The following is a 25,799-nucleotide window of genomic DNA, read 5'->3' as shown; positions in this document are numbered from 1 at the left end:
TGTCATTTCATACCGTGAATCAGGCGACTTCACCGGCTGGTTCACTACTGCGGCGCTGCCGATAAGCACGCTGCTTGCAGGCGGGGGAGCAGTAACGCTGCGGACGTCCCTTTCCTCGCGGGGTGAGCCCGCGGCCGCAAAAGAAGCATGTCGGGGAGCGGTCGGATGGGGTTTCGTCACAGATCTCGATCAAGGGGGCGGGCGTGCTCCGTGCCGCGGTTACCAGGTCCAGGCCGGCCGCGCGTCCTCGTGGGGTGCGGATGCGGAGCTCACCGTCCAGGTAGGGGCAATCGACGATGTCCTCGTTCTGGCAGGACAGCAAGTGGTTGAGGTATTCGCGGGCGCGGTCGAGGCGGTCGATCCGTGCGGAGATGTCCGCGACCTGTTCGGTGACCACGCTGCGCCAGGTATCGGGTTGGGTCGTATGCGATGTCACGACGGCCGTCTGGCGTAGCGGCATCATCCCGGTGACACAGCACAGATACGCGATGCCGATGCGCCGCAGGTCTCGCTCGGTGTAGGTGCGGCGGCCGCCCCGCTGTGTCGGCGAATCCAGGACGCCCTGTTTCTCCCACCAACGCAGAGTCGACGGGGCAAGGCCGTAGAGGGCGGCGGCTTCACCGATGTTCACCGTGGGTTCCACGGAGAGGGGTCTTGACATCAAGCTCACTTGACCATTGAAACTTAGGTAACCCTAACTTGCAAGGAGTTTCTATGGCCGAGATGGCGACTGAACCGGTAATCCGCGCAGTCGGCCTAGGGGCGTGGCCCGTTAACCCAGCAGCGACCGGCCGAGATAACCGTCTTCCGTGGCGCCCGGCGGCATGACGAATACGGCGGACCCGACCGCGGTATTCCACTGATTGAATTCGTCCCTTTCGGCCAGGCGTCGCTGCACCGGGACGAACTGGGTGGCGATATCACGTTGGTATGCGGCGAAAACCAGGCCGGAATTCGATGATGTGCCCGGCAGCGGGGCGTCGTCGAAGTTGTACGGGCGGCGCAGGAACTTCTCGTGCGGGTTGCGGTGACGGGCGAGCGCGATATGTGCGGTCGCCGGGATGACGGGGATGCCACCGCGGTTCATCTCCAGGTCGGGCTCGTCGGATTCCTTCTCGCCCGATAGTGGCGCGCCGTTGTCTGCGCGTCTGCCCATCACCAGATCCCGGAGCTTGCCATCCAGCTGATCCCATCCGTCAAGGTCCATCGTGATTCGGCGAAGGACGAGAAGTGTTCCACCCCTGAGCCACTCGTGATCGTCACCCTGGTGCCACAGCAGGCTGTCGAGCTCGGCGGTGCTGGGGTTCACGGTGCCGTCGACCTGCCCCATGAGATTGCGCATCGTGCCGCCGGACGGATCTTCCGCGCGCGGCGTCCGGAATCCGGTCTGGCGCCACCTTTCGGTGGCCAATGAGCGCACATTCTTCAGAAGCACTCGGGCGGCGTGCGTCACCAGAAGCATGTCGTCGGCGCATATCTGCAGCAGGAGGTCCCCTCCACACCAACGCTTGTCGAGCCGGTCGGTGGAGAAGGTGGGGAAGTCACTCGCCGAGGTCGGACACTTGTCGGCGAGGCCGGCCTTGGTGAACGCCGAGGGGCCAAGACCCGCGGTGACCGTCAATCGTGCTGTGGGCGTGGCTAATTCCGGCTCGGTATCGGCCAGCGCGGGCAGCCCCTGGGTGAGCCTGGCCGCATCGGTGGTCCACAGACGCAAGACCGACCGTAGATTCTCGCGTGCTGTCTGCTCCGGCGCGGGCAGCAGATCCAGCGCGAGGAACAGTGCGTGCGATTGCGGCGAGGTGGTGATCCCGGCCTGGTGCTCGCCGTAGAACGGTTCGACTGCGGGCGCGCTCTGCGCGCGTGCCGCTTCGGACTGGGCCGACCACGCCGACAATCCGGCGCCTGCGGTCAGGGCGGCTGCGGCGCCACCGCCGACGATGAGTCCCCGTCGGGAGAATGAACGGCGCGTCATGCTCAGGGCTGGTAGTTCTCGTTACCGCCCGCGAAGTCCCGGATCTGCGCGGTGAGGGGCTTGGTCGAGCCATCTTGGAAGGCCAGCGTGATGACGACGTCCTGGCCCGGGCGTAGGGGGGCGGTCAGTCCCATGAGCATGACGTGATCGCCACCGGGGGTCAGCTTGTGTTCGCCGTTGGCGGGAATGGCGACCCCGCCCTCCTTGGGGCGCATCTTTCCGTCGGCCGTTACCTCGTGCAGTTCCACCGAGCTCGCGGCGGGCGAGGTGGCGGACACGATGCGTGCCTCACCTGTCCCGGTGTTGTGCACGGTGCCGAACACGGAGGTCATGGATCCGTCTGGGGCCGACTTGGCCCACTGGTCGGTAATGGTTACCTCGGAGGCCTGGGTGGACGGTACGGGCTCATGCGCCGAACAGCCCGCGAGCAGTGACAGCGCGACCGCTGCCGGAATGACGATCTTCACGTTCAGCTAGTCGTGTGGATGGTGAGGAAAGTTCCGGCGGCGCAGGCTCAGCTCGGTGAAGAGCTGCTCGGTGGCGGCCTTGGCGGCATCGATATCGCCCGCGATAACGGACTCCACGAGCTTGGTGTGTTCGTGCTCGAACGAGCATTCCGCGCCGATCGGGTTGCCGCGCATGTAATGGTCCATCAACCCCAGTAGCGAATCGTAAAGCTCCAGGTAGAGGGCATTGTGGCTGGCGGCGACCACGGCCCGGTGAACCGCGATATCGGTGGAGATGGCGTCCTCGACGAGCTGGGGTGCGACCTGGCTGGGCGCCCATAATTCGTTGCGCCGCCGCAGCAAGGCGCGCAGGTGCTCGATGTCATCCTCATCACGTCGCTGTGCGGCGAGGCCGGCTGCGGTCACTTCGAGGGTCTGTCGTAGTTCGATGAGGTCGCGGTCGTTGGCGGCGGCGAAATAGTCGCCGATGGCCGAGCCGCTGCCGCCCACCGACAGCACGTAGGTGCCGGAGCCCTGGCGTCGTTCCAGCATCCCGGCGTGCGCCAGGGCCTGGACGGCCTCCCTAATTGTGTTGCGGGAGGTCCCGGTGAGCTCGCACAATTCGGGTTCAGTGGGGATGCGCGCGCCGACGGCCCAGCGTCCCGACAGAATCTCCTCGCGGAGTTGCTCGGTGACCTGGCCAATCAGTGTTTGGCGACGGACCGGCTGCATGACGGCCCATCGTAGCGTGCGGCGGAAATCACGTTGTACCTATTCATCCATTCATCCTATGATTTGCCGAGTTGCTTAGAGGAGGAACGTTGACCACGACCGCGCACACCACCCGAACCGACTCGCACGATTCGATGCGGGCCGTATCGGCTGCCGCGCTGCGCCGTGGGCGCCTGATGGTGCTGGTTGCGATCCTGCTGTTCGCGTTGTGCCTGCGGTCCGCGGTCACCTCGCTGACTCCGCTGCTGACCGAGATCTCGCGGGAAATCGGGTTCGGCTCCGCGGTGATCGGTGTGTTCGGGATGCTGCCGACGGCCATGTTCGCGGTCGCTGGACTGGTGACACCCGCGCTGACCGAGCGGTTCGGTCTGGAGCGCACGACGTTGGCCGCCGTGGTGGCCACCGTCATCGGTATGGCGGCCCGGCCCGCGATGAACTCGACCGGCGGGCTCCTCGTGCTGTCCTGCGTGGCGCTGCTTGGCATGGGCATCGGCAACGTGGTGATCCCACCGTTGGTCAAGCGGTACTTCTCGCACCGCGTCGCCCTGATGAGCGCCTCCTACTTGACGGTGCTGCAGATCGGAACCACCATTCCGGCATTGACTGCGGTTCCGCTCGCCAATGCCTACGGGTGGCGATTCTCGCTGGCCGCCTGGTTGATCGTTCCGGTGGCGGCCCTGCTGCCGTGGATCGGTGTCGTCATCGCACGCCGTGGTCATGATGTCGCTGACCACTCTGCCGAACCGCACGCGGATTCGTCTGCCGTGGGCCAAGTTTGGCGTTCACCCTTGGCCTGGGGCATGGCCGGCATGTTCGGTATGACCTCCCTTGTCACCTATTCGATGTTCACCTGGATCCCGGCGATATTGACCTCGGCTGGTGGCAGCGCTTCACTTGGCGGGGTGATGGTGGCCTTGTTCTCTGCTGTGGGATTCGTTGGCACGCTGGCAATCCCGCCGTTGGCTGCTCGCATGCGCAACCCGTTCCCGGTCGTCGCGGCCTGCCTTGTCTGCTTCCTTATCGGATTCGGTGGCCTGTTGTTCCTGCCGATGACCGCGACTGCGGTGTGGGTGATCGCGCTCGGCTTCGGGCCGTCCACCTTCCCGCTGGGGCTGACGCTGGTGAACTTGCGTACCCGCACCGCGGCCGGTTCCGCGGCTCTGTCCGGTTTCACCCAGGGGGTTGGGTATGCCGTCGCATGCCTGGGCCCGGTGCTGTTCGGCGTGCTGCACGACGTGACCGGCAGTTGGTATGCGCCGTTCGGGCTCCTGCTTGTCGCGATCACCGTGCTTGGTATCGGCGGCTACCAGGCCTCCAAACCGCGCATGCTGGAAGACACCTGGGGACGCTGACGCGCTTTCACCCCGTGAAAACTGTGAGTTCGTTGCCGCGCACGTCCCGGAACGGCAGCGGCAGCGACACGTAGGGCGTCGCGATGTCCTCGATGTAGTCGAGATAGTCGGGGGTGGCGTTCTCGGCGACTATGAGTGCATTCGGCCGCAGGTGTGGCTCCAGCAGTTGCAGCACCGGCCGATACAAGCTCATTGCGCCATCGAGATGGACCAGATCGATTGCCCCGCCAACGCCGCCACTCAGCATGTCCAGGGCGTCGCCGACGCGGATATCAACCAGATCGTCGACGCCCGCCTCCTTCAAGTGCCCGTATGCGCGCGTGGCCTTGGCCTGCTCGAGCTCGGTGCCTACGACCAACCCGCCGCCGTTGTCCCGGACCGCGCACGCAAGGTGAATGGTGGAGACGCCGAACGACGTGCCGAATTCGACGATGCGCGTGGCGTTGACCGCCCGCCCGCAGATATAGAGAAACCTACCGAAAACCGGTGATACGCAAAGAAAATTCTGAACCGAACGGTGGTAGAACTCTTTGTAGTCACTCACTTCGGCGTCGAGTGCGGTGGCTACGGGATCGGCCCCGGGTTCGGTGTTGTCGAGCAGCTCGGCGATCGCGGACCGATCGGTGGTCTCGGCTTCGCCGAAGAGCCGCTCCAGAACGCCGACTACCTTCGGTGTCTCCAGGGAGTTCATATCAGCTCAACCCCGTGCGCCCATGGGCCCAGTACGCGCGGGCCTTGATCTGCGGTCTGTAGTCACCCCATCGGCGTGCGCCGCGCCGAACCGCGCTGACGGTGGCTGCATCACCGCTGACGATTAGGTCGCTGGGCTCGCCAGGGGACTGCACCGATTCGATGATGAGCTGAAGCAAGGCATCGTGATTGTCGGACTTGTCCATGACCTTGACGTTCTCGGCGAGTCCGAGGGCGGTTAATACCGCCATCAGGGCACTGGGATCCGTTGTCTCGTAGAGATATCGGTCCGCCGGGTTGACACTGTGCAGAGCGTGCGCAAGGGCCACGCTGGTCTCGTCTCCGACAAAGACCGCCGAGGGGGCCACATCCGACAGGTCAAGCGAGCGGCTCGGTCCGAACACATCGCAATCCGTGCCGACGGCAGCGTCCTCGAACCAGCGGGCGCCGGGGCCGTCGCCATGCCTGAACGCGATCAAATCGGTGCTGCCGGCACGGCGGTCCCAATTGATGGGTGTGTAGGCACGCATTCGTAACGACCCGCGTTGCGGTCGTATCTGCAGCTTGTCTCCAGGTATCCACTGTGTGCGCCGGAACGCCTCGCTGGCGAGTCGGACTTTGACGAAACACGTTGATAGTTCGCTGACTTCGCTGATGCGCGCGGTGGTGAACAGGACGTCTGAAACCAGGTCCGACAGGCGCGAGGCGAGAGGTGTCATGGCGAGTTTCCTTATCGTTCCGTGTCGTGGTCCGGCCAGCTGCCGGGAATGAGGGGCTGCGAAGAAATCCGTTCGGCGATTGTCGGTGACTCGCGCTCTACGAGTCCGCGCGCACGGGTCAGGTCTTTGTCAACGACGCCGGTACGGGCCCACACACTCGCGCCGAAACGGGAGGTCGGTGTGACAGGGTGAGCGACGGGGTCTGGAGCTTTCGGCTCGTCCAGGAACTCGCGGACGTACATCCGAGACGCTGTGATGACGTTCTGCTGCTTACGCTTCCGCCGTCTGGCGTCCTTTGATATATCCCGTGTGGCACCTGTGCATACGGAGGCATCCACCACGGATGGAGTCCGGGTCTTGGATCCTTCAGTGATGTTCGGGCCGCTGGGAGGTTCTGGGCCTGCAGCGAGGACGGCGTAGGGCAGAAAGCCGGATGGAGCGGCGGTGCCGGCCGTCGTGGGCGCTCCAGGCGAGGTCGTTGTCGTGACGGTCGACGTCGGTGCGGCAGGGGCTGTGGGCGTGGCGGTTGAGGTTCCGGGGCTCATTTCCAGCGGATAGCGCGAGGTGGGAGGGCCAACTCCGTTGGTGGGTAGCGATTTCGGCGCGGGGTCGTTGATCGGAATGAGTCGGTTTGTGTCGGCCAACGCAATGGCGAGGGGGAGGGCGATGGCCGGGGCGAAAAGGACTAGTGCAGAACCTATCTGCAATGTCCACAGCATGACGCTGATGCTGAAGAACTGTCCGAATCCAAGTAGTGCCGTGATCAGCGGTGCGAGTACCTTCAGTGCGGCGGCCGGATTGGTGACCAGTAAGGCCAGGAGCCGTTGGAGATCGAGCTTGGTAAGTTCCTCGATGAGGTCGGCGAGTTCGCGTGGTACCAGCTTCTTGAGAATGTCTTCGAGGAGTGAAAGCAGGGTAGGTTCGTTGCGCTGCAAGGAATTTCCGAAAGCGTTGACGCCGCTAGGCCCGGCGTTCAGTATCGGTAGGGCGGGGGGCAGCCGCGGTGCCGCGGTATGAGCTGCGCTGGAGATGCCGTCGTAAACAGACATGGCGGTGGCAGCCTGGATCCACATGCGCACGTAGTCGGCCTCATTAACGGCGATGGGGATGGTGTTGATACCAAAGAAATTCGTACTTACCAGGGCGATATGGGTGGCATGGTTGAGCGCGAGTTCTCCCATGGTGGGTATCTCCGCCGATGCGCTGGTGTAGGCGGTGGCCGCCTGCTCCATCAGTGCGGCCTTAACCGCACTGACGTTCGCCGCATTCTGGAGCCAGCCCACGTACGGCCGGTGCGCAGCGACGCATAGTTCAGCGCTTGGTCCCTCCCATATACCAGCGCGTACCGCGGACAGAAGTTCCTGGAGTTCGGTTGCGGCGATTCGGTATTCGATGCTCAACGCGTGGCACGCGTTGGAGGTCGCGAGCAGAGGTCCAGTACCGGGCCCCGCCGATATCAGCGCGGAGTGCACTTCCGGTGGAGAGGCGAACCATAGGTGTCCGGTCATCTGCGTTCCTCCCAAAAATGAGCTCTAGTGAACGGTCAACTCGCTGCAGGGTGCGCTATTTATGCAGCTAGGAGGCTAATTATCGACTTCTGGTGAGGTGTATCGCTACTCGCGTTTGAGTGGAAGGCCTATGCCAGCTGGGCCGTGTCGTCGTAGCGGAGCTACTCGCGTTTGGAGCCTTGCAGGAGTGGATGGGAGGCCCCGTTTGGACGTGCTCCGTGATCTACGCTGACTTCGCATCGAGCGAGTAGGAGGGTGTCGTGCCGACGAATCAGCATCAGCTTCAACCACGCCGAGCGCCGCGTCAGCGTCGGTCCGAACGCACCCGTGACCGCATTCTCGATGCCGCTGTCCAGGTTTTCACCAAGTACGGGTACGCCCGCGGGACGACCAATCGCATTGCGGAGTGGGCCGATATCTCCGTTGGATCGCTGTATCAGTACTACCCGAACAAGGACTCGATCGTGGTGGAGCTGGCGGCCCGTCACCTCGACGCGGGAATCGCCGCGGCGAGCGAACGCGAGCAAGCCGGGACGCCCGGCTCGGTGGCAGGCGTTATCCGCGCCATCGTCGAGACGGCGATCACCAACCATCGACAGGATCCCGAGTTTCTCAGAGTTCTTCTCGAGCAGGCGCCGCGCTCTCGCGAGCTCATGGACAAAGTGGCCGAGGTGCAACACGCCGCCACGGATGACATGCGGCGACTCCTCGATCAGTACCCCGACGTGAACGTCGATGACAAAGATGTGGCTGCGAGGCTCGTCGTCACAACAATCGAACTGCTGGTACACCACCTGATGGCGGCACCGAAGCCCATTGACGTTGCGGGCTTTCAGAATGAACTGGTCGCGATGCTGACGCGTTACCTCGCCGGTTAGAACGGTGGCGGGTTGGCTTGTGTGTGGGTGGCTTGTGTGGTTTGGCGTTGTGATCGGCTTTTTCGGTTGAGGTTTCGTTCTGTGGTGCGGCGTCGTTGGCGGTCTTGTGTGCGGGTGCGGTCTCGGGTGAGGTTGGTGAAGAGCAGCCCGCCGGCGGGGGTGGTGGGGTAGGTGTGTCCGGTGGGTGCTTTCCAGATGATGGTGCCGTCGGGTTCTTGGATTTCACGCCAGCCGCAGAAGGTTTTGAGCATGTGATGTTTGCGGCATAGCGCTTTGAGGTTTTCGGCCTCGGTACGTCCGCCGTCGGCGTAGGCGATGCTGTGGTCCAGGTCAGTGTTTTCGGCGGGGTGTGCGCAGCCGGGGAAGCGGCACAGCTGATCGCGGCAGCGCACAAAGGTGTCCAGTGTGCGGGTGGGCCGGTACCGGTCGGTGTTCTGGGCGTGCAGGGTGTGGATTCGCGTGCCGGGTTGGGTGGCGATCTGGCGGGCTTGGGTGCTGTTGATCACCCCGAACCCGGACATCTGGGCCGGTTCAAGGTTTTCGGGGTCTTGCAGGGTGTCTTGGTTGGCCACCATGTGCACGATGACCTGGGTGTCGGCGACGGCGCGTCCAGTGCAGTCGGTGTCGGTGCAGGTGCATCGCATCCGATCGAGGCCTTGGGTTAGGGCGCCGATGGCATCGGCACGCAGCTGGGCTTTGGTGCGTGGGTCGGCGGGGCAGACGGTGGCGGTGAGTTGATCGAGGCGTTTATCGAGGGCGACGGCGTGCGGGGTCTGCAGCACGCCCCAGATTTCGGCGAGTGGATCGCCCGTGTCCAGGGGCCGTATCTCGAGGTGCCGGTCATCGGTGGCGGTTTTGGTGCGGCGCAGCGCATCACGGTCGTGGCGGTAGATCAGGGCGTCCAGGGCCGCGGTGATCCGTTTGACCGACCAGCGCTCCCAGCGCGGTAGGGCGGCCACGATCGCGGCATCGACGGCGGCGACCAGGGCGTCGTCTTCGAGGAGTTCGGTGCGTCCGATGATCAGGGCAACGGTGCGAAAGTCGATGTCTCCGGCGGCGAATCGCTCGGCCACGGCGCGCAGGCGGTGCCGCAGCACATAGGCATAGCGCATCTGGTGGGAGGCCAACGCGTGGGTGATGCCCTGAGCGGCGGCCACTTGTGCGGCCACCTCATCCCAGCGGTCCACCGCGAACCGATCCCGCGGATCCTCCCGATCGGGATCGGCATGACGATCCACCAAAACCCCAATCGCCGAGAGCCGACGTGAAGCGTGTTGGGCTTCGGCGCGCTGAGATACGGTGATCACGTCGATCAGAGCGGGATCCTCCAGTGCATCGAACATACGTTCGACACTACTGCGAGAGGGTCACCCGGGCAAGGGATTTAGCAAACACCTTTAGTCACTCTGGTAACAGTGCCTCGAGGGGGTAGTACTCCGCACCACGTTCCTCCCGGCGCCACAGCTCGTCGTCTCCTGCGTCAAGACCTGCCGAAACCAGTGCGCGTTTGAGGATCTTGTTGGTGGCTGTGCAGGGAAGGCTCTTCGCCACGCGGACGTGCCGGGGCCAGCCGACCCCGGGCAGATCCTCCTGCGCGGCAAGAAATTCAGTGAGCTCCAAAGGAGTGAACGAATCCCGCAATACCAGCGCGGCGGTCACTTCGTCGCTGCCGTGCGCACCGCGAATGGCGTACACGGCCACCTGGCTTACTGCAGGATGTCGTTGCAGGATGCGCTCGATGGGTGCGGCGGCCAGGTTCTCGCCGCCTATTCGCATCCAGTCGCTTGTCCGTCCGGCAAGGTAGATCCAGCCATCGGCGTCCCGATAGGCAAGGTCACCCGACCAATACATGCCGTGGCGCATGCGTTCACCGGTGGCATCCTCGTCGTTGTAGTACCCGGAAAAGAAGCCCGCTCCTTGGGTATTCACCAACTCGCCGACCGCGGTGTCGGCGTTCACCAAGATCCCATGCACGTCGAATTCGGCCACGGCACAATCGGTCAGCGAGTCGGGGTCGTAGATCGCGACCCCGGGGAACCCCTTACCGATGGATCCGGTGGGGGTGCCCTCCTCCCGGGTGATGATGACAGCGTTCTCTGTCGATCCGAATCCGTCGTACACCGTGACATCGAATCGTCGTGCGAACTCGGCGATGTCGTGTTCGGAAGCCTCGTTTCCGAATGCCACCCGCAGTGGGTTAGATGCATCGTCCGCCCGTGCCTCGGTGGCCAGTACGTACGCGAGCGGCTTGCCTACGTAATTCATGTAGGTTGCGCCTACCTCCCGGATGTCGGTGAGGAAGCGTGATGCCGAGAACTTCACGGGGGCTAGCGTGGCTCCCGCCGCGACTGCAACCCCCCATCCCGCCAGAACGGCATTCGAATGAAACAGTGGCATCGAGACATAACAGACGTCGGCAGGGGAAAGCGAGAACCGGGCGACCAGGGATTGGGCCGCGATGAGAACCGTCATATGCGTCACCAGAACGGCTTTCGGATCACCACTCGTCCCGGAGGTGAAGATCATCATGAACGGATCGGAGGCCTCGGCAGTCCGGTAGGGTCGCAGCTCACCGGCCATAGATACCTGTGCATGCCAATCCGCACCGTCGATGTTGATCACCCGAACGTCCGCGAGGTCCAATGACTCCAGCAGATGTAGATGGTCATCGTCGACGAGCAGGATCTGCACATCCGCCTTGCGGATATCACGCAGCAGCCCGTCGCCGCGGCGGGTGTTGTTGATGGCACACAGGATGTATCCACCCTGGGCGGCGGCGGCCACCGCGATAGCCATCGCGGGTGTATTGCCCAGCAGGGTGCCAATGTGCAGCGGACGATCTGGATCGGCCATCTGTATCAGTGCAGTCGCCTGGCGGGACGCCTGTGTCACGTATTCACGCCAGGTCCACTTCCGACTCCGATAGACCAGAGCGGTGTTGTCATCGTTGGCGCGGGCGCGGACCAGCTGCTGAATGGTCTCAGCCATGGACTGTTTCGGTCAACGACGCAGACTTGACGCCCAGATGACGTGTTAGAAAGCCGATTTGGTGTGAAACGACGGAATCGAAATACTCCTGGCCTTGATAGACGCCGAAGTGATCGCACGGGTAGTGGCGCACTTCCGCGCGTGCCTTGAATGCGGCCTTCGCGGCGGCATGCGGCGGCGCGGCCCGATCGAAGTCGGCGATCTGTACCAGGGTGGGGCAGTTGATGCGCGCGGCATATCGGGTGGGACGGTACGAAGCGAGCTGAGTGCCCACCGTCGCGTCGATCTCATTGCGCCACGTGGGGCCGGCGATCGCCATATGCGCCTCGTAGAACCCGTCCGAGGTTAGGGCCGCCAGCTCGCCCGGACGTCCGACGATGGGGATGGTGCGCTGCTCGCGACCCACCCGGCTGCGAATCCCGGCCAGCGCAGAACGCAGCAGTGTGGCGCCGCTGTGCTCGCTCATTGCGGATCGTGCCGCTGCGATGCCGTCCACCAGTGGAGTAACCGACACGACGGCGGCCACGTCGTTACGCGAACCGGCAACCGCCAGTACATGACCACCGGCCAGGGATACACCCCACAGGACAATTCGCGTCGGATCGACGCCGGGAAGGCGGGCGGCCGTGCTCACCGCGGCGTGATAGTCGCCGATCTGATGGCTGAACGAAACCTGTTGACGGGGAAAGCCGTCGGAGGACCCAAAGCCACGATAGTCGAATGCGAGCGCGTGCATGCCCGCCTCGGCTAGCCGCTCGGCGAACGGCTCCAGTCCCGAGTCCTTGGTGCCGCCCACTCCATGTGCCATCACCACGACGGGCGCCGATTCCTCGGATGTTTCCGCATGGTACAGCCATGCGGCACAGTCGATTCCGTGGCTGCTGAATCGGATGTTCTGGCGGTTCATGCCGCACCTCCCGCCCGCGCGAATCCGCGGGGAATCTCCTTGGTTCTCATATCGTGTTCGTAGAGGAAGTAATCCAACTGTTGGGTATGCCGTGGGCGATCCAGCATGTGCCCGGTGTACTTGCGATGTTCTGCCTCGATCACGTCGTGCATCTCGTCGACCGAGGGCAGCCGATACTTACCCGCGGCATAGGCGCCCACCAGCCGCGCCTGACATTCGACGAACGGGAACAACGACGGAACCGCCTGTGCCAGGCCGACAAAGATCAAGTCATCAAGGCCGGGTTTGAACATTCGCTTGTACAAGTCGATCCGATTCCCCGGCGCGCTGACGAGGTCCGGGTCGAAGAACGGGAACGTGATGTTGTATCCGGTCGCGCAGATGATCACGTCGAAGTCGGCGGATGTGCCGTCCTCGAAGTGCACGGTGTCACCGTCCAGGCGGCTGATGTTGGGCTTGGGAATGATGTCGCCCGACCCAAGTCGCAAAGGGAGTTCCACGGATTGAGTGAAGTGTGCCTCGCCGAATTTGTGATTCGGCACCGGCAGCCCCAGCTGTTCCGGCCGTCCGGACATGAGCGGTTGCATCATCTGAAACAGCTTGCGCTGCCACGACATCGGGATGTGCGGGCTGGTGCGGAAATACTTATCGGCGGGCTGCCCGGCGACGTACTTGGGGACGATCCAGGCACCCGACCGGGTAGAGAGGGTGACGGTGTTTCCGGTGGCCCGTGAGGACAGCTCAACCGCTATGTCCGCCGCGCTGTTACCGAGACCGACTACGAGGATTCTCTTGTCCATGAAGTCCAGGGGAGTGCGCGGATCGATGTAATGGTGCGAGTGGAGTGTGGTGCCGGTGAACGTGCCCGGAAAGTCGGGATACCTGGGGTCCCAATGATGCCCATTGGCGACGACGAGTAGGTCGAACATTCGACGTTCGCCGGTCTGTGTCAGTAGTTCCCATCCGCCGTCCGGAAGCTGCTCGGCGTGGACGATGCCGTTCTGGAACTCGATATCGCGCTTGAGATCGAAGGCTGTCGCATAGTCCTCGAGGTACTGCTTGATGAGTGTGTGATGGGGAAAATGTGGGTAGCTGTCGGGCATCGGGAAGTCACGGAACGAGAGCTGATGCCGCGAGGTATCGATGTGTAGGGAGCGGTAGGCGCTGCTGTGGCCGTTGGGATTGCCGAATGCCCAGTTTCCGCCGATCCGGTCCGATGTCTCGAAGCATGTGTGGGGAATTCCGTAATCGGACAGCATCTTCGCGGAGGTGAGTCCGCTGATGCCGGCACCGATGATCGCGGTATGGGGTCGGGTCATGGCACTCCTTGAGGTACGGCCGCGGCGGTGCGGTCGCCTGTGAACAGTTCCGTAAATCTGTGCATTCGGAGTGTACACAGATCTTGAAATGTGTCCACGTCTTGTCTACATTGAGGGCATGACTGCGGTGTTCGACGAAGGCTCGATAGCTGAGGCCGATGGCGATTCGGTGACCGCGCGACTGCTGGATGCCACCGAAAAACTCCTCGCCGACAAGGGTATTCGCGCGTCCACGATGACCGATGTGGCCGAGGAAGCGGGGGTTTCCCGCTCCTGGCTGTATCGCCATTTTCCGGACAAGCAGACGCTGGTGGGTGCGGCGATCATCCGGCTGATCGAGATCAGCTGGGCACAGTCCGCCGCCGAGTTATCGGCAATCGAGGGATTCGAGGCGCAGCTGGTGGCAGGCGTCAAGATCGGCCGCCGCGCATATGACGATCCCGGCACCCTGCTCATGCGGTTGCGTGTGCGCGAGCCCGAGGAGTTCGCGGCATGCGCGGGCGCGGGCGTGCAGGGCCTGGTGCCTGATCTCGCCGGGTTCTGGCGGCCATATGTGGAGGCGGCCCGTGACGCCGGAGAGATCCATGCCCGTACCGAAGTCGAGGAAGCCAGCGAGTGGATCGCCCGCGTGATGATCAGCCTGGGGAGTGTCCCTGGAAACTGCATTGACCCGGATGACCCGGCCTCGTTGCGCCGACATTTCCGCCGTTATGTCTTACCGGCGCTTCGCATTGCGCCCGTGAAATAGCCATATTCCGAGAACAGGCAGGAAATTGAGATGACTGTCCATAGCGACGCCCGGTTCGACACGGTGATACGAAGCGGGCGATGGTTCGACGGGACGGGTGCCGCGTCCGCCGTCCGGAATATCGGCATCAAGGATGGTCATATCACCGTGATCTCGGCCGATGACCTTGATGAGACGAACTGTCCTAACATCATCAATGCCACCGGGAAATGGGTGCTCCCGGGACTCGTAGACGTCCATACGCATTACGACGTCGAGGTGCTGGCGGCACCGGCACTGTCTGAGTCGGTTCGGCATGGTGTGACGACGGTGTTGCTCGGTTCCTGCTCGCTGTCTGTCGTGCATGTCAACGGTATCGACGCCGGAGACATCTTCGGCAGGGTGGAGGCGATACCGCGCGATCACGTGATCGGGGCCGTCGACCGGAATAAGACATGGACGAATGCGCGTGAATACATTGCCGCCTTGGAGTCGCTACCGCTCGGGCCGAATATTGCTACCTTCCTGGGGCATTCGGATATGCGTGCGGCGGTGATGGGGCTGGACCGCGCTACCCGCAAAACCGAACGACCCACACCCAGTGAGCAGGCGCAGATGGACCGGTGGCTGACCGAGGCGCTGGACGCCGGATTTGTCGGTATGTCGTCTCAGCAGCTGTTGTTCGACAAACTTGACGGCGACGTATGCCGGTCCAGGACGTTGCCTTCCACGTATGCCAAGCCGCGCGAGTTGCGTAAGCTGAAAGCTCAGCTACGCCAAAGGAATCGGGCACTGCAGTCCGGGCCGGATATCAACAATCCGTTAAATGTGCTGTCGCAGGCCGTCCAGTCGTTGGGCATCCTGCGCAAGCGACTGTCGACGTCCCTGCTCTCGGCTGCCGATATCAAGGCCAACCCGTATGCGATCCGGGCGATGGGGCCGGTCGCCAAGGTGGTGAACAGGCTGGGTGGCAACTTCCGCTGGCAGCATCTGCCCGTGCCGTTCGAGGTATACGCCGACGGTATCGATCTGGTGATATTCGAAGAGTTCGGTGCGGGGGCCGCGGCGCTGCACCTGCGCACCGAGGTCGAGCGCAATGAGCTGCTGCGCGACGAGAAGTACCGCCGCCGATTTCGGAAGGAGTACGAGAGTAAGTTCGGCGTAAGGGTTTGGCACAGAGACTTTTTCGATGCCGAGATCGTCGCGTGCCCCGACGAGTCGGTGGTCGGCAAGTCCTTCGGACAGGTCGGCGTGGATCGCGGTGGCCTGCACCCGGTCGACGCGTTCCTCGATCTGGTGCTCGAACACGGCACGGCCATTCGCTGGCGGACCACGATTTCGAACCATCGCCCCGAGGTGCTCAAACAGCTGGCGCGGGATCCCGGTATTCAGATCGGCTTTTCCGACGCCGGCGCCCATCTGCGGAATATGGCCTTCTACAACTTCGGGCTTCGGCTGTTACGTCACGTGCGTGAGGCGCAGCTGGCCGGGCAGCCGTTCATGACCATCGAACAGGCCGTGCACCGGCTGACCGGTGAGCTCGCGGATTGGTACCAGATCGATGCCGGCCACCTCCGGATCGGTGACCGCGCAGACCTTTTCGTGGTCGATCCGGAGAAGCTCGACGGAACGCTCACCGAGTACGCCGAGCAGTCCGTCGATGCGTACGGGGGCCTGTCGCGGATGGTCAATCGCAACGACGCAACCGTCAGCGCGGTGCTGATCGGTGGCCGGATGGTCGTTGTCGACGGACAACCTACCGGCGTGCTGGGCACGCGACGGACCGGAAGTTTCCTGCGGGCGGGGGAGAAGGCGACGGCCATCAGCCATGGCGAGGTCGGCATCGCCGGTTAGTACAGCTGGATCTGAATACAGGTTTGGATGTACTATCTGGATTCATGGAGACGTTGGTTCATCGCGATGCCTTGACGAGGTTCGGGTGCGCGTTGTCGGATCCGACGCGTACCGCGATTCTGTTAAGTCTGCGATCGCGGCCCGGATATCCCTCGGAGCTTGCCGAGGAGGTTGGGGTATCTCGACAGATCACCTCGAATCACCTTGCCTGTCTTCGCGGTTGCGGGTTGGTCGTTGCCATTCCCGAGGGCCGGCGCACCCGCTACGAGCTGGCCGATGAGCGGATAGCTCATGCTCTCGGCGACCTTGTTGACCTGGTGCTTGCGGTGGATCCGTCCTGCTGCCCGGCTGACGAGGATTGCTGCTGATGGTGCTGACTACGCAGCGTCGAGACGTGCTCGGGGGGCGGATTCGACTTTTCGTCGCGGCGACCATCACCTACAACGTCATAGAAGCGGTCGTCGCCCTCACCGAGGGGTCTCGGGTGTCCTCGACGGCCCTGATCGGTTTCGGCTTGGATTCGGTCATCGAGGTGTCCTCGGCCGCGGCCGTGGCATGGCAGTTCAATGCCAAGAATCCGGAAACGCGCGAGAAGGCCGCGCTTCGGGTGATCGCGTTCTCGTTCTTTGCGCTTGCCGCCTATGTGACGGTGGAGTCGATCCGGTCGCTGACCGGATTCGGTGAGGCCCGGCATTCGACGATCGGGATCGTGCTGGCCGCGGTCAGCCTGGCGGTCATGCCGGTGCTGTCGTGGGCGCAGCGCCGGGCCGGCCGCGAGCTGGGGTCACTCTCGGCGGTGGCGGATTCCAAGCAGACGCTGCTGTGTACCTATCTCTCCGCGGTGCTGCTGGTGGGGCTGCTCGTCAACACCCTGTTCGGGTGGTCATGGGCCGACCCAATCGCGGCCCTGGTCATTGCGGCCATCGCGGTCCGTGAAGGCATGAACGCCTGGAAGGGCGAATCATGCTGTGCACCAACCCTTACTGCGGAATCGGCGAAGGCCGACGGCGAGGAATGCGGCTGCTGCGAGCATTAACCCTCACCTATGGTCTATTATCTGCGTATCAATGCAGATATGCGATAAGGAGCGTCCGCGATGGGGCGTTTGAATGCTGATAGGTCGGCGCTGGGCGACGAACAGGTCGGGTTGGTCGTTGAGGTGTTCCGAATGCTGGCCGATACCACCCGGGTCCGGGTGTTATGGGCACTTACCGGCGGTGAGCTGTCGGTCAATGAGCTGGCCGATAGCGTCGGCAAGCCGGCGCCGTCTGTATCGCAGCACTTGGCCAAGTTGCGGATGGCCAGGCTGGTCCGGACCCGTCGCGATGGCACCACCGTCTACTACAGCCTCGAGAACGAACATGTCGAGCAGCTGGTGACGGACGCGGTCTACAACGCCGAGCATGCAGGTCAGGGAGTCCCGCCGCATCACCGCTCTGACGTGCCGCTGCGGACCATTGGCGCCGCGAGACAAGTTGGCAAACAATGAGTCATACCCGCAATGCGCCTGCGCATCATGATCACCATGACCATGAGCACCATCATGCCGTCGGTCTGAGGGGAATGCTCGCGGAGATCGTCTCCCCGCACAGCCATGACGCCTCCGACAGTATCGACGACGCGTTGAGCTCCAGCGCGGCCGGGATTCGAGCCGTCAAGATCAGCCTGGTGGCACTGTTGTTGACGGCCGCGTTTCAGGTGGTCATCGTGGTGGTATCCGGCTCTGTGGCGCTCGCGGCCGATACCATCCACAACTTCTCCGATGCGCTCACCGCGGTTCCCCTCTGGATAGCCTTCGCGCTGGGAACGCGCGCGGCGACCAAGCGCTACACCTATGGACTTGGGCGTGCCGAGGATTTGGCGGGCCTGTTTGTCGTATCGATGATCGCGCTGTCGGCCGCGGTGGCCGGCTATGAGGCGGTAATGCGTCTCATCCATCCGGTGCAGATCGGCCAACTGGGCTGGGTGGCGGCGGCGGGTGTTGTCGGCTTCATCGGGAACGAACTTGTCGCCATCTACCGGATCCGGGTGGGCCGCCGGATCGGCTCGGCCGCACTTGTTGCCGATGGTATGCACGCTCGTACGGATGGATTCACCTCACTGGCGGTGGTACTGGGCGCAGGCGGCGTGGCGCTCGGTTATCCGTTGGCAGACCCGATTATTGGGCTGGTGATTACCGCTGCGATTCTCGTAGTACTGCGTACGGCAGTGCGAGATGTGTTCCGGCGGTTGATGGACGGTGTAGATCCGGTGTTGGTGGAGGCTGCCGAAGCGGCGCTGGCGGCTCAGCCCGGGGTGAGGACCGTGCGGAGCGTGCGGTTGCGGTGGATTGGACATCGTCTACATGCGGATGCCGAGCTCGATATCGACCCGGATATCAGCCTTGCCGAGGCGCACCGCATCGCCCATGGCGCCGAACACGAACTGACCCATGCGGTTCCGAAGCTCGACACCGCCCTCATCCACGCCTATCCGGGTCACTGATGCGACGGAGGGCGTAGGCGACGACGCCCAACGCCAATACGGCGGTACCCCAGACTATCGACGGCAGCGGCAGCGCCAGGGCGACGACCACACACCCGAGGAGGCCGAGCGCTGGAACGATGCGCGGCGGTCGTCCCTCGGCAGGGGAGAGCGTCCACGCCGACGCATTGGCCACCGCGTAGTAGATCAGCACCGCGAAGGACGAGAATCCGATCGCTCCGCGCAGATCGGCAGTAGCCGCCAGAATCGAAACCACAAGACCTACAACAAGTTCGGCACGGTACGGCACTCCGTATTTGGGATGTACCGTCGCCAGCACATGAGGCAGATGGCGATCACGTGCCATCGCGAAGGTGGTGCGTGACACTCCCAGGATGAGAGCCAGCAGCGAGCCCACGGCCGCCACGACGGCACCGATCCGCACGACCGGCTCCATCCATTGCACGCCTGCCGCAGTGACGGTATCGAGTAGGGGAGCCGCGGATGTCGCCAACCGCAGCGGTCCCAGCGTCGTCAACACTGCCACGGCGACAACGGCATAGACGAACAGCGCGATCCCCAACGCAATTGGGATGGCACGGGGGATGGTGCGTGCGGGGTCGCGAACCTCCTCGCCCAAGGTCGCGATGCGGGCATACCCGGCGAATGCAAAGAACAGCAGACCGGCGGCCTGCAGAACCCCGGCGATCGACGCGTCGGTGATATCGAGCGTTGTGAAATGGATGCCGTCGGAGCCGAATGCCGTCACCACAATTGCGGCCAGCACCGACAAGACCATCGCCACAATGACGCGCGTTACCCATGCCGACTTCTGTACTCCCGCATAGTTGATCGCGGTCAGTGCCACCACTGCCGCCACCGCGACGGCGTGTGCATGCGCCGGCCACGCATAGAAGCCGACCGTCAATGCCATGGCCGCGCAGGATGCGGTCTTCCCGACGACGAATCCCCATCCGGCGAGGTATCCCCAGAACTCGCCGAGACGTTCGCGGCCGTACACATAGGTTCCGCCTGAGACCGGATACACCGCGGCCAGTCGGGCCGAGGATGTCGCATTGCAGTAGGCGATCACTGCGGCGACCGCCAGGCCGAGGAGCAAGGCGGAACCGGCCGACTGGGCCGCGGGGGCTAAGGCGGCGAAGATTCCGGCGCCGATCATCGAGCCCAACCCGATCATGACGGCGTCGAAGGTGCCCAGTTCCCGCCGCAGCGAGTCGGGTGGGTCGGTGCTCATGCGGCCCGGGGCATGTACATGATGACCGCGACCCCAACCAGGCAGATGAGTGCGCCGGTGATATCCCAGCGATCCGGGCGGAACCCGTCCAGTGCCATTCCCCACAGCAGTGACCCCGCAACGAACACACCGCCGTAGGCCGCCAGGATTCGGCCGAAATGAGCGTCGGGCTGCAGGGTCGCCACGAATCCGTAGGCACCCAGCGCGATGACACCCATTCCCGCCCAGATCCAGCCGCGGTGTTGGCGCACGCCTTGCCAGATGAGCCAGGCGCCACCGATTTCCAGAACCGCGGCCGCAGCGAACAGAAGGATCGATTTGGCGACGTGCATGCGGCGAGCCTAATCGCCCGTATCGGACCCACACCGGGTGTGCAGATCGTAGGATCTCGACTCGTTGCACTTCGGGGGAAGGAAAGTTATGGGGATGTCATCAGCATCAGTGGTCCTCGGTATGTGGCTCGCGCTTTCGGACAGGAACTGGGAGGCGGTCAAGACTTTTCTAGACGAAGACTGCATCTATCTCGATGTACCGGTTGGTCCCGCTGCCGCAGCGCGCGGACCGGAGGACATCGTCAAGCGACTCAAGATCGGTTTGGGGCCGCTGAAGGGTTACGAGAATCATGACGGGCTCCTCCTGGCCGACGGGCAAGACGTCATGTACGAGCATTCCGAGACCTGGACCTGGTCGACCGGTGAGCGGGCGGTGCTCCCCTTCACCACCGTGCACCGGGTGGTCGACGGGAAGATCACGCTGTGGAAGGACTACTGGGATATGGGCGCGTTGACGAACTTCGCGCCGGCGTCCTGGATGACAGACTTCGCGCGCGCCGATATGAGCTGGGTCTACGACGCGACGGGTCAGGTCTGAGGCTCAGCGCAGTTTCTCGCCGTACACGCGTTCGACCTTCAACGCCATGAGGACGCGTCGGTCCGACACCATGACCGATCGGTACTCCTCCCAGTCGGGATGCTCACCGGCCGCACCGCGGTAGTAGTCGACGAGAGCCTCGATCTCTGGTCCGTGCGGATCGGTGCCGGGTCCGGTCAGGGAGACGTCTCCCTCGGCGGTAGCCCAGGCCCATCCGTTCGAGCTGGTGACCTCTAATGCGGCGCGAGGATCGCGGCGAAGGTTCACGGTCTTGGCACGGCCATCCGTCATCGAGACGTAGATGACGCCGTTGTCGCGGTCGTAGAACGGGGTGACGGGGGAGAGCTGCGGTATTCCGTTCGATTTGATGGTCGCGAGGACGCCGATACGACTATCGGCAAGAAGCGCATGCGGATCGAACTGTTTGGTCGCCATGCCGAAACGAACGGCGGACCTGCGCCGGCTATTCCTCGGCGCGGTCAGCCGAGGATCAGATGTTCCAACTGTCCACGCAGGCTCGGCCAATCGATTGAGGGGGAAGGCTGGTCGAGCGGTTCAAAGGCTCGGCGGAAGGCGTGTCCGGTGAGCAGATCGTTGACCATGCTCAGCCGTTCGCCGATATCGGGGATGCGGAGCAGGTCCGTGCCAACAGCCTCCATATAGAGACTGAGCAATGCCTCGCTGAGTTTCCGGGTGCTGGTGACGAGGTGCTCGTGAAGTTCCGGGTCGTCAGCTGCCGCTACCCACAGCTTCATGCCGGCGACAAAGCTTGTACCTGTGTAGTCCTGCCACATCATGTCCAGCAGCGCCCGAAGCCGTGCGGCGTCATCGGTGGGGATATCCGCGAGCGCGTCGCGTGCGGCGGTGAGCCGGTCGTCGCAGAGCTGATCAAGAGCGGCGATCACCATATCGATGCGGCGTGGGAAGAAATGGCTCCGTGCGCCGAGCGAAACGCCGGCGCGTTCGGTGACGTTGCGGACCGTAGTGGCCGCGTAGCCGACCTCCATGATGGATTCGATGGTGGCGTCCAACAACTTTCGGGTGGTCTCTTCCCGGCGTTGCGGCTGGGAGCGACGCTCGGTCACCGGATACCTCCGAATTATGAATGCCCTCTTGTGTAATCGGGCTGAGGGGTGCAGCATATATCTCAAAACCAGATCAATTGGTCTATTTTTTGAATGGGCAAGGGAGCGACAACATGACCGTGACCGCACCAGCGATGGAGCCCTCGGCGAGTGTTACGGCATTGGAGCGGCGTGTGTTCGATCGCAGTGGAGTGCCGTCCAGGGAGTTGATGCGCTTCCTGGACTGGGTGGGGGCCCGTCCTACCGAGGCGCAGCTGGCCACCTTTCGTACGTATACCAAAATGGGGGACGCGCTGGCCGATGATCTCGTCGCCGCGATGAGCACACTTCCGAAAGGATTGGGACGCAAGCAGTTCAATGATGCGCTCGATCACGGGATCGAGACGGTTGAGGACCCATTGCCCGAATTGGTGGCCTTCATCCGAGAGGCCGAAAGCACCCCGTATTGGGTCGACTTCCGCAAGATCGCCCGGGCCCAGCGGGCGTTGCGGGAAACTCCCGTCCGTCTGTCGTTCGTTGGGTCGCTCGCGGTGACGTTGCCGGCCAGCTTTCTCAACGAACGGGGCGGAAACGAGCTCTTGGCACGTGCGGGTGGCGTCGATAATGCCTCCGCAGCCAGGCTTGTCGATGCGGCATCGTGGATGTTCTCGTGCGGACGTCCCGGCGGCATGGATCGCTTCGGCGACGGTTTCAAGGCCACCGTGCGGGTCCGACTCATCCACGCCTACGCCCGTCAAGGGGCGCGGCGGGCAGCGGACTGGGATGATGATGCGTTGGATTGTCCTGCCGGACAAGCGCAAACCGCGGCGGGATGGGTGCCGATCCTCGCGGGCTCGCTCAGTCTGGTCGCATTTGGCGCTATTGGTTCACCTGCGGACCTGAAGGCGGTGCTACACCTGTGGCGGTATCAAAGTCATCTCATGGGGGTGCGGCCGGAGCTGCAGATGGATTCGCTCACCGAGCTGGCTCGGTTGGCCTACCTGATCCTGCTGACTGACGGTGGCAGCGACCACCACACCGGCCATTTGACGCACGCGACCCTGGACGCCGTGCCGGAGGTCTATGGATTGCCGAGATCGGGACCGCTGGTTGGCACCTTGCGATGGGCCTTCCGCCGATTTCACGCCGAGATTGCCGGTATTGCGTATGGACGTCAGCGCAAGAAGTTCGACCTTCCCGCGCCCAGCCCGCTGTTATTGGTGGTTCCGTTTTTCACGGTGTACAACCTCGCCTCCGCGGGTGTCAGAAGGCTTAGCCCCGCCGCGCGGGCGCGGTTCGAACGTCGGCAAAATCAGATCCTGGACGCCGCAATCGAACGCACCCGACCCAAGTCGATATTGGAGTACGCTCGGTCGTAACACGCGCGCCGGCGATACGTGAGGACGGCCTGATGAAGGTACACCACCTCAATTGCGGCACAATGGCATTCGGATTCGTGGACCATTGTCTGTTGGTCGAGACGCCCAGCTCCGGTCTGGTGCTGGTGGATACGGGGTTCGGTGTTACCTGTGTCCGGAATCCCCGAATACTCGGTTGGACGCGACGCATTGTCGGGCCGATCTTGCGCGAGGGTGAGACGGCGGTGCGGCAGATCGAGGCGCTCGGATACGACCCGGTCGATGTGCGGCACATTCTGTTGACTCATTTGGACTACGACCACACCGGTGGCCTTGCAGATTTTCCGTGGGCGACCGTGCACGTGCACGGCCCCGAGCATCGCGCCAGCAGGCAGCCGACCACCGTCGATCGAATCCGTTACCGCACTGAGCAATTGTGTGGACACGGAGTCAATTGGCGGGTCAACGACCTCGATGGCGGTGAACCATGGTTCGGTTTCGACGCCGTTCGCGACCTGGATGGGCTGCCGTCGGAGATCTTGGTGGTGCCGCTGTACGGCCACAGCCGTGGCCATGTCGGCATCGCCGTCGACACCGGAGACGGCTGGCTGCTGCACGCCGGTGACGCCTATACCGAGCCACATGCGATCGGCACCGGCCCGCTGACCACCGCGAGCAGGGCAATGCACATGATCACCGCCCATCCGAGTCACCCGCGTGCGCAACTGCGGAACATGCGAAGGCTGACCGATCTCGTTGCCGATCACGCCGAGGACGTCACCGTCTTCTGCAGCCACGACAGCGCGGCATTCGCGCGGCTTGCCCTAACTAGCTGTAAGTAACTGCGGCAGTATTTGATTGGCGAATGCGGCGACGGCCTTGGGATCGTCGAAGTCGATGGTGATGCTGGTGGTGGTGATCGTCGACAGAATCAGTCGAGCGATGGCCTCTGCGGCGATTCGTCCCTGTGTCTCGGGTAGCACCGCGCGTTGTTCGACTAGGTATCGCTGAAGCTCCACCACCGCTGGGCCGATCACGCTGGCGGGGTCGGCCGCCAACGCCTCCGGGATGTGGCGCTGACGTCGTCCGTGCGTGACGAGATGGCAGAAGACGGCGATAACCGCTTGCTCCACGGGTCGGTCGCGGCGATCGGTATCGGTCAGCATGGCGGCGGCCTGACCTGAATACCGTGCCAATGCCGCCTGCACTATCGGGTCGCGGCCGTCAAAATTGCGGTACAGCCACGCCCGCGATATTCCTGCGAATTTAGCGATCTGGGCCATGGAGGTACCAGAAATACCTTGTTCGGCAAACAGTTTGGCGGCGGCATCGACAATCTGCTCGCGCGCCTGCGGTGTCATCTGATCGCCTCCATTGCCTGGTGCGGCTGCAGGGCCCGCGGAGCCGCGTCGATCAACCCGAGTGCCCTAATCGTGCCTTTGCGCTGGCGTGCGGCGATCTCGAAATCCGTTCCCAATCGTCCATTACGACGGGATCTTTCACGGCGAGCGACCACCGGTCGTAGCGCCCGCACCACGGGGTGATTGACCCGCTGGAGGTCGTCGGCGTATTGGTCGATCTGCGCCACGATCGCATTCGACACACCCCAGATGCCGTACGAGAAGATCGGCCGCAACACCGGCGCCGTTAGCGGTCGAAGAAACGATGGTAGTGCGCGTTCAGCCCGTATTCCGTTGCGCATGACGGCATTATCGAGCATGCGTGTGTCGTCATCTGGCGGCGCGAACACCACATTGGCGATCTCTGCGACCGATCGAGCGTGATCAATGGTGTGTGGAAGGAGCGGTTCGGCCACACCCATGAGATAGCAGACCCAATGCCAGAGCCCGCGTATCGCTTCCTTTTCATCATCGGTGTAGTCGATGCCGACCGTCTCCGCCGCGGCAAGCGGAAGAATCAGAAATGCGATACCGGTCAGCGCCATCCCCGACGTATGTATCGGTTCGCCCCAGGCCGTGGTGTTCCATTGGGGATCGCGGCGTAGCCGACGCCGCACCATCGCGTGAACCAGCCGGATCTTCATCGTCGACGAGAACCCTGCACCGCCGGGAATGAGAGCGCCTGGTTCGGTCGCGTCCAGGACCCATCGCGCCGTTTCCTCGTAACGCTTCGCGGCCATCACGGTGGATCTGCCGTTCATGGCTTGCGGCTTGTTGAGATCGCCGAACTTGTAGCCGGTACGCAGGCTGCCCGCGAGGCCAATCTGATTGGAAATCCAGAATCGCCACCACAGTGCCGCGCCCCACCTCACCTGCTCGGGGTCGAACCATACCGGTGGCGTCATTACCGGTGCGAGCAACGCTTCCAGGCCGGGAGGGGCGCCATCGACCGTGGGCCGCCCGAGAGTCAGTGCCGTGTCTACTGCCTGCCATCCTGCGTGGCCGGACCCGGCTAGTTCCTCGGCGACCGAGTCGACCAGGGAATCGGTCTGGAACATGCCCTCCACAAAGGCGTTCACGGAGTCGTCCGGAAAATGGCTGCGCGCCTCGGCTATTCGCAATGCGCGCGCCGGGTCATTCGGGATGCGGACCACACTCATGGTTGGTTCCTTCTGGTGCATTTCCGGGATTCCGAGTAGACACCATGAAGCTCAGTGTCTACTCGGAAATGTAGACACTTGAGCCCATGGTGTCAACTAGTCTTAGCTCAAGGCGAGCTAGCTCCAAGAAGGCCGTG

The 25,799-nt window shown here is 63.3% G+C and carries 28 protein-coding genes; 11 read left to right on the top strand and 17 right to left on the bottom strand.

Going from position 1 to position 25,799, the window contains the following annotated elements:
- Positions 1 to 19 precede the first annotated feature (19 nt).
- The 4 genes from MLB1_RS13490 to MLB1_RS13475 all read right to left on the bottom strand — a co-directional run bounded on the left by MLB1_RS13490 (position 20) and on the right by MLB1_RS13475 (position 3,150).
- The gene (locus tag MLB1_RS13490; RefSeq protein ID WP_180750297.1) at positions 20 to 661 is read right to left on the bottom strand and encodes a MerR family transcriptional regulator; all 642 of its coding nucleotides are present in this window, start codon (positions 659 to 661) and stop codon (positions 20 to 22) included.
- A gap of 111 nt (positions 662 to 772) precedes the next feature.
- Positions 773 to 1,972 carry a Dyp-type peroxidase gene (locus MLB1_RS13485; RefSeq protein WP_180750296.1) on the bottom strand — a complete coding sequence of 400 codons (1,200 nt, stop codon included), beginning with the start codon at positions 1,970 to 1,972 and terminating at the stop codon, positions 773 to 775.
- Positions 1,973 to 1,974: 2 nt separating this feature from the next.
- Positions 1,975 to 2,439 (bottom strand): copper chaperone PCu(A)C, encoded by a 465-nt coding sequence (locus MLB1_RS13480; RefSeq protein WP_180750295.1) that lies wholly within the window; start codon positions 2,437 to 2,439, stop codon positions 1,975 to 1,977.
- Positions 2,440 to 2,445: 6 nt separating this feature from the next.
- The gene (locus MLB1_RS13475) at positions 2,446 to 3,150 is read right to left on the bottom strand and encodes a FadR/GntR family transcriptional regulator (protein WP_180750294.1); all 705 of its coding nucleotides are present in this window, start codon (positions 3,148 to 3,150) and stop codon (positions 2,446 to 2,448) included.
- A 134-nt stretch (positions 3,151 to 3,284) separates the two neighbouring features.
- Between MLB1_RS13475 and MLB1_RS13470 the strand changes: the two genes are divergently transcribed.
- Positions 3,285 to 4,502, top strand: a complete 1,218-nt coding sequence (locus MLB1_RS13470; protein ID WP_180750389.1) for an MFS transporter — start codon at positions 3,285 to 3,287, stop codon at positions 4,500 to 4,502.
- A gap of 7 nt (positions 4,503 to 4,509) precedes the next feature.
- Here the strand turns inward: MLB1_RS13470 and MLB1_RS13465 are convergent, their stop codons facing one another.
- The 3 genes from MLB1_RS13465 to MLB1_RS13455 are packed head-to-tail and all read right to left on the bottom strand — an operon-like array spanning position 4,510 to position 7,419.
- A complete protein-coding gene (locus tag MLB1_RS13465) occupies positions 4,510 to 5,193 on the bottom strand; it encodes a class I SAM-dependent methyltransferase (protein ID WP_180750293.1) in 684 nt (227 codons plus the stop codon).
- A gap of 1 nt (position 5,194) precedes the next feature.
- The gene (locus tag MLB1_RS13460; protein WP_180750292.1) at positions 5,195 to 5,911 is read right to left on the bottom strand and encodes a siderophore-interacting protein; all 717 of its coding nucleotides are present in this window, start codon (positions 5,909 to 5,911) and stop codon (positions 5,195 to 5,197) included.
- 11 nt (positions 5,912 to 5,922) lie between these two features.
- Positions 5,923 to 7,419 (bottom strand): PPE family protein, encoded by a 1,497-nt coding sequence (locus MLB1_RS13455; protein WP_180750291.1) that lies wholly within the window; start codon positions 7,417 to 7,419, stop codon positions 5,923 to 5,925.
- 260 nt (positions 7,420 to 7,679) lie between these two features.
- Between MLB1_RS13455 and MLB1_RS13450 the strand changes: the two genes are divergently transcribed.
- Positions 7,680 to 8,297 carry a TetR family transcriptional regulator gene (locus tag MLB1_RS13450; RefSeq protein WP_180750290.1) on the top strand — a complete coding sequence of 206 codons (618 nt, stop codon included), beginning with the start codon at positions 7,680 to 7,682 and terminating at the stop codon, positions 8,295 to 8,297.
- Here the strand turns inward: MLB1_RS13450 and MLB1_RS13445 are convergent.
- From MLB1_RS13445 to MLB1_RS13430, 4 genes are read right to left on the bottom strand one after another with little or no spacing between them, the layout of a single operon-like run.
- Positions 8,294 to 9,640 carry an HNH endonuclease signature motif containing protein gene (locus tag MLB1_RS13445; protein WP_180750289.1) on the bottom strand — a complete coding sequence of 449 codons (1,347 nt, stop codon included), beginning with the start codon at positions 9,638 to 9,640 and terminating at the stop codon, positions 8,294 to 8,296. The two genes, MLB1_RS13450 and MLB1_RS13445, sit on opposite strands and share 4 nt — an antisense overlap.
- Before the next feature lie 58 nt (positions 9,641 to 9,698).
- Entirely contained in the window at positions 9,699 to 11,285 is a 1,587-nt protein-coding gene (gene fadD1 / locus MLB1_RS13440) for a fatty-acid--CoA ligase FadD1 (protein ID WP_180750288.1), read from the bottom strand.
- Positions 11,278 to 12,192, bottom strand: a complete 915-nt coding sequence (locus MLB1_RS13435; protein WP_180750287.1) for an alpha/beta fold hydrolase — start codon at positions 12,190 to 12,192, stop codon at positions 11,278 to 11,280. Before MLB1_RS13435 ends, fadD1 begins: the two co-directional genes overlap by 8 nt.
- Positions 12,189 to 13,511 carry an NAD(P)-binding domain-containing protein gene (locus MLB1_RS13430; RefSeq protein WP_180750286.1) on the bottom strand — a complete coding sequence of 441 codons (1,323 nt, stop codon included), beginning with the start codon at positions 13,509 to 13,511 and terminating at the stop codon, positions 12,189 to 12,191. The genes MLB1_RS13435 and MLB1_RS13430 overlap by 4 nt, the downstream gene beginning before the upstream one ends.
- A 118-nt stretch (positions 13,512 to 13,629) precedes the next feature.
- On the opposite strand from MLB1_RS13430, the gene MLB1_RS13425 reads away from it, so the two are divergent.
- The 6 genes from MLB1_RS13425 to MLB1_RS13400 are packed head-to-tail and all read left to right on the top strand — an operon-like array spanning position 13,630 to position 18,576.
- Positions 13,630 to 14,259 carry a TetR/AcrR family transcriptional regulator gene (locus MLB1_RS13425; protein ID WP_180750285.1) on the top strand — a complete coding sequence of 210 codons (630 nt, stop codon included), beginning with the start codon at positions 13,630 to 13,632 and terminating at the stop codon, positions 14,257 to 14,259.
- A 30-nt stretch (positions 14,260 to 14,289) separates the two neighbouring features.
- Positions 14,290 to 16,092: an amidohydrolase family protein gene (locus MLB1_RS13420; RefSeq protein ID WP_180750284.1), complete on the top strand. Its 1,803-nt coding sequence runs from the start codon at positions 14,290 to 14,292 to the stop codon at positions 16,090 to 16,092.
- Between the two features lie 44 nt (positions 16,093 to 16,136).
- Positions 16,137 to 16,460 carry a winged helix-turn-helix domain-containing protein gene (locus tag MLB1_RS13415; RefSeq protein WP_180750283.1) on the top strand — a complete coding sequence of 108 codons (324 nt, stop codon included), beginning with the start codon at positions 16,137 to 16,139 and terminating at the stop codon, positions 16,458 to 16,460.
- Positions 16,460 to 17,128, top strand: a complete 669-nt coding sequence (locus tag MLB1_RS13410) for a cation transporter (RefSeq protein WP_180750282.1) — start codon at positions 16,460 to 16,462, stop codon at positions 17,126 to 17,128. The genes MLB1_RS13415 and MLB1_RS13410 overlap by 1 nt, the downstream gene beginning before the upstream one ends.
- 60 nt (positions 17,129 to 17,188) lie before the next feature.
- Positions 17,189 to 17,581, top strand: a complete 393-nt coding sequence (locus MLB1_RS13405; protein ID WP_180750281.1) for a metalloregulator ArsR/SmtB family transcription factor — start codon at positions 17,189 to 17,191, stop codon at positions 17,579 to 17,581.
- Positions 17,578 to 18,576 (top strand): cation diffusion facilitator family transporter, encoded by a 999-nt coding sequence (locus tag MLB1_RS13400; protein ID WP_180750280.1) that lies wholly within the window; start codon positions 17,578 to 17,580, stop codon positions 18,574 to 18,576. The genes MLB1_RS13405 and MLB1_RS13400 overlap by 4 nt, the downstream gene beginning before the upstream one ends.
- On the opposite strand, the gene MLB1_RS13395 is transcribed toward MLB1_RS13400, so the two are convergent.
- Both MLB1_RS13395 and MLB1_RS13390 read right to left on the bottom strand, forming a co-directional pair.
- A complete protein-coding gene (locus MLB1_RS13395) occupies positions 18,551 to 19,810 on the bottom strand; it encodes an amino acid permease (RefSeq protein WP_180750279.1) in 1,260 nt (419 codons plus the stop codon). The two genes, MLB1_RS13400 and MLB1_RS13395, sit on opposite strands and share 26 nt — an antisense overlap.
- Positions 19,807 to 20,142, bottom strand: coding sequence for a YnfA family protein (locus tag MLB1_RS13390; RefSeq protein WP_180750278.1), 336 nt, complete (start codon positions 20,140 to 20,142; stop codon positions 19,807 to 19,809). The genes MLB1_RS13395 and MLB1_RS13390 overlap by 4 nt, the downstream gene beginning before the upstream one ends.
- Positions 20,143 to 20,236: 94 nt before the next feature.
- Between MLB1_RS13390 and MLB1_RS13385 the strand changes: the two genes are divergently transcribed.
- Positions 20,237 to 20,680: a nuclear transport factor 2 family protein gene (locus tag MLB1_RS13385; protein ID WP_255485849.1), complete on the top strand. Its 444-nt coding sequence runs from the start codon at positions 20,237 to 20,239 to the stop codon at positions 20,678 to 20,680.
- 3 nt (positions 20,681 to 20,683) lie between these two features.
- Here MLB1_RS13385 and MLB1_RS13380 read toward each other — a convergent pair whose 3' ends face one another.
- Positions 20,684 to 21,115, bottom strand: a complete 432-nt coding sequence (locus MLB1_RS13380) for a PPOX class F420-dependent oxidoreductase (protein WP_180750276.1) — start codon at positions 21,113 to 21,115, stop codon at positions 20,684 to 20,686.
- 44 nt (positions 21,116 to 21,159) lie between these two features.
- Positions 21,160 to 21,765 (bottom strand): TetR/AcrR family transcriptional regulator, encoded by a 606-nt coding sequence (locus MLB1_RS13375; protein WP_180750275.1) that lies wholly within the window; start codon positions 21,763 to 21,765, stop codon positions 21,160 to 21,162.
- A gap of 113 nt (positions 21,766 to 21,878) precedes the next feature.
- Here MLB1_RS13375 and MLB1_RS13370 point away from each other — a divergent pair, with 113 nt between their 5' ends.
- Both MLB1_RS13370 and MLB1_RS13365 read left to right on the top strand, forming a co-directional pair.
- A complete protein-coding gene (locus MLB1_RS13370) occupies positions 21,879 to 23,123 on the top strand; it encodes an oxygenase MpaB family protein (protein ID WP_180750274.1) in 1,245 nt (414 codons plus the stop codon).
- Between the two features lie 32 nt (positions 23,124 to 23,155).
- The gene (locus MLB1_RS13365; RefSeq protein WP_180750273.1) at positions 23,156 to 23,944 is read left to right on the top strand and encodes an MBL fold metallo-hydrolase; all 789 of its coding nucleotides are present in this window, start codon (positions 23,156 to 23,158) and stop codon (positions 23,942 to 23,944) included.
- Here the strand turns inward: MLB1_RS13365 and MLB1_RS13360 are convergent.
- Entirely contained in the window at positions 23,927 to 24,463 is a 537-nt protein-coding gene (locus MLB1_RS13360) for a TetR/AcrR family transcriptional regulator (protein ID WP_180750272.1), read from the bottom strand. The two genes, MLB1_RS13365 and MLB1_RS13360, sit on opposite strands and share 18 nt — an antisense overlap.
- Positions 24,460 to 25,662, bottom strand: a complete 1,203-nt coding sequence (locus tag MLB1_RS13355) for an oxygenase MpaB family protein (RefSeq protein WP_180750271.1) — start codon at positions 25,660 to 25,662, stop codon at positions 24,460 to 24,462. Before MLB1_RS13355 ends, MLB1_RS13360 begins: the two co-directional genes overlap by 4 nt.
- Between the last annotated feature and the right edge of the window lie 137 nt (positions 25,663 to 25,799).

It is taken from the genome of Mycobacteroides sp. LB1 (assembly GCF_013449725.1).
GTDB lineage: Bacteria > Actinomycetota > Actinomycetes > Mycobacteriales > Mycobacteriaceae > Mycobacterium.
This window is presented reverse-complemented; position numbering and strand designations above follow the sequence as displayed.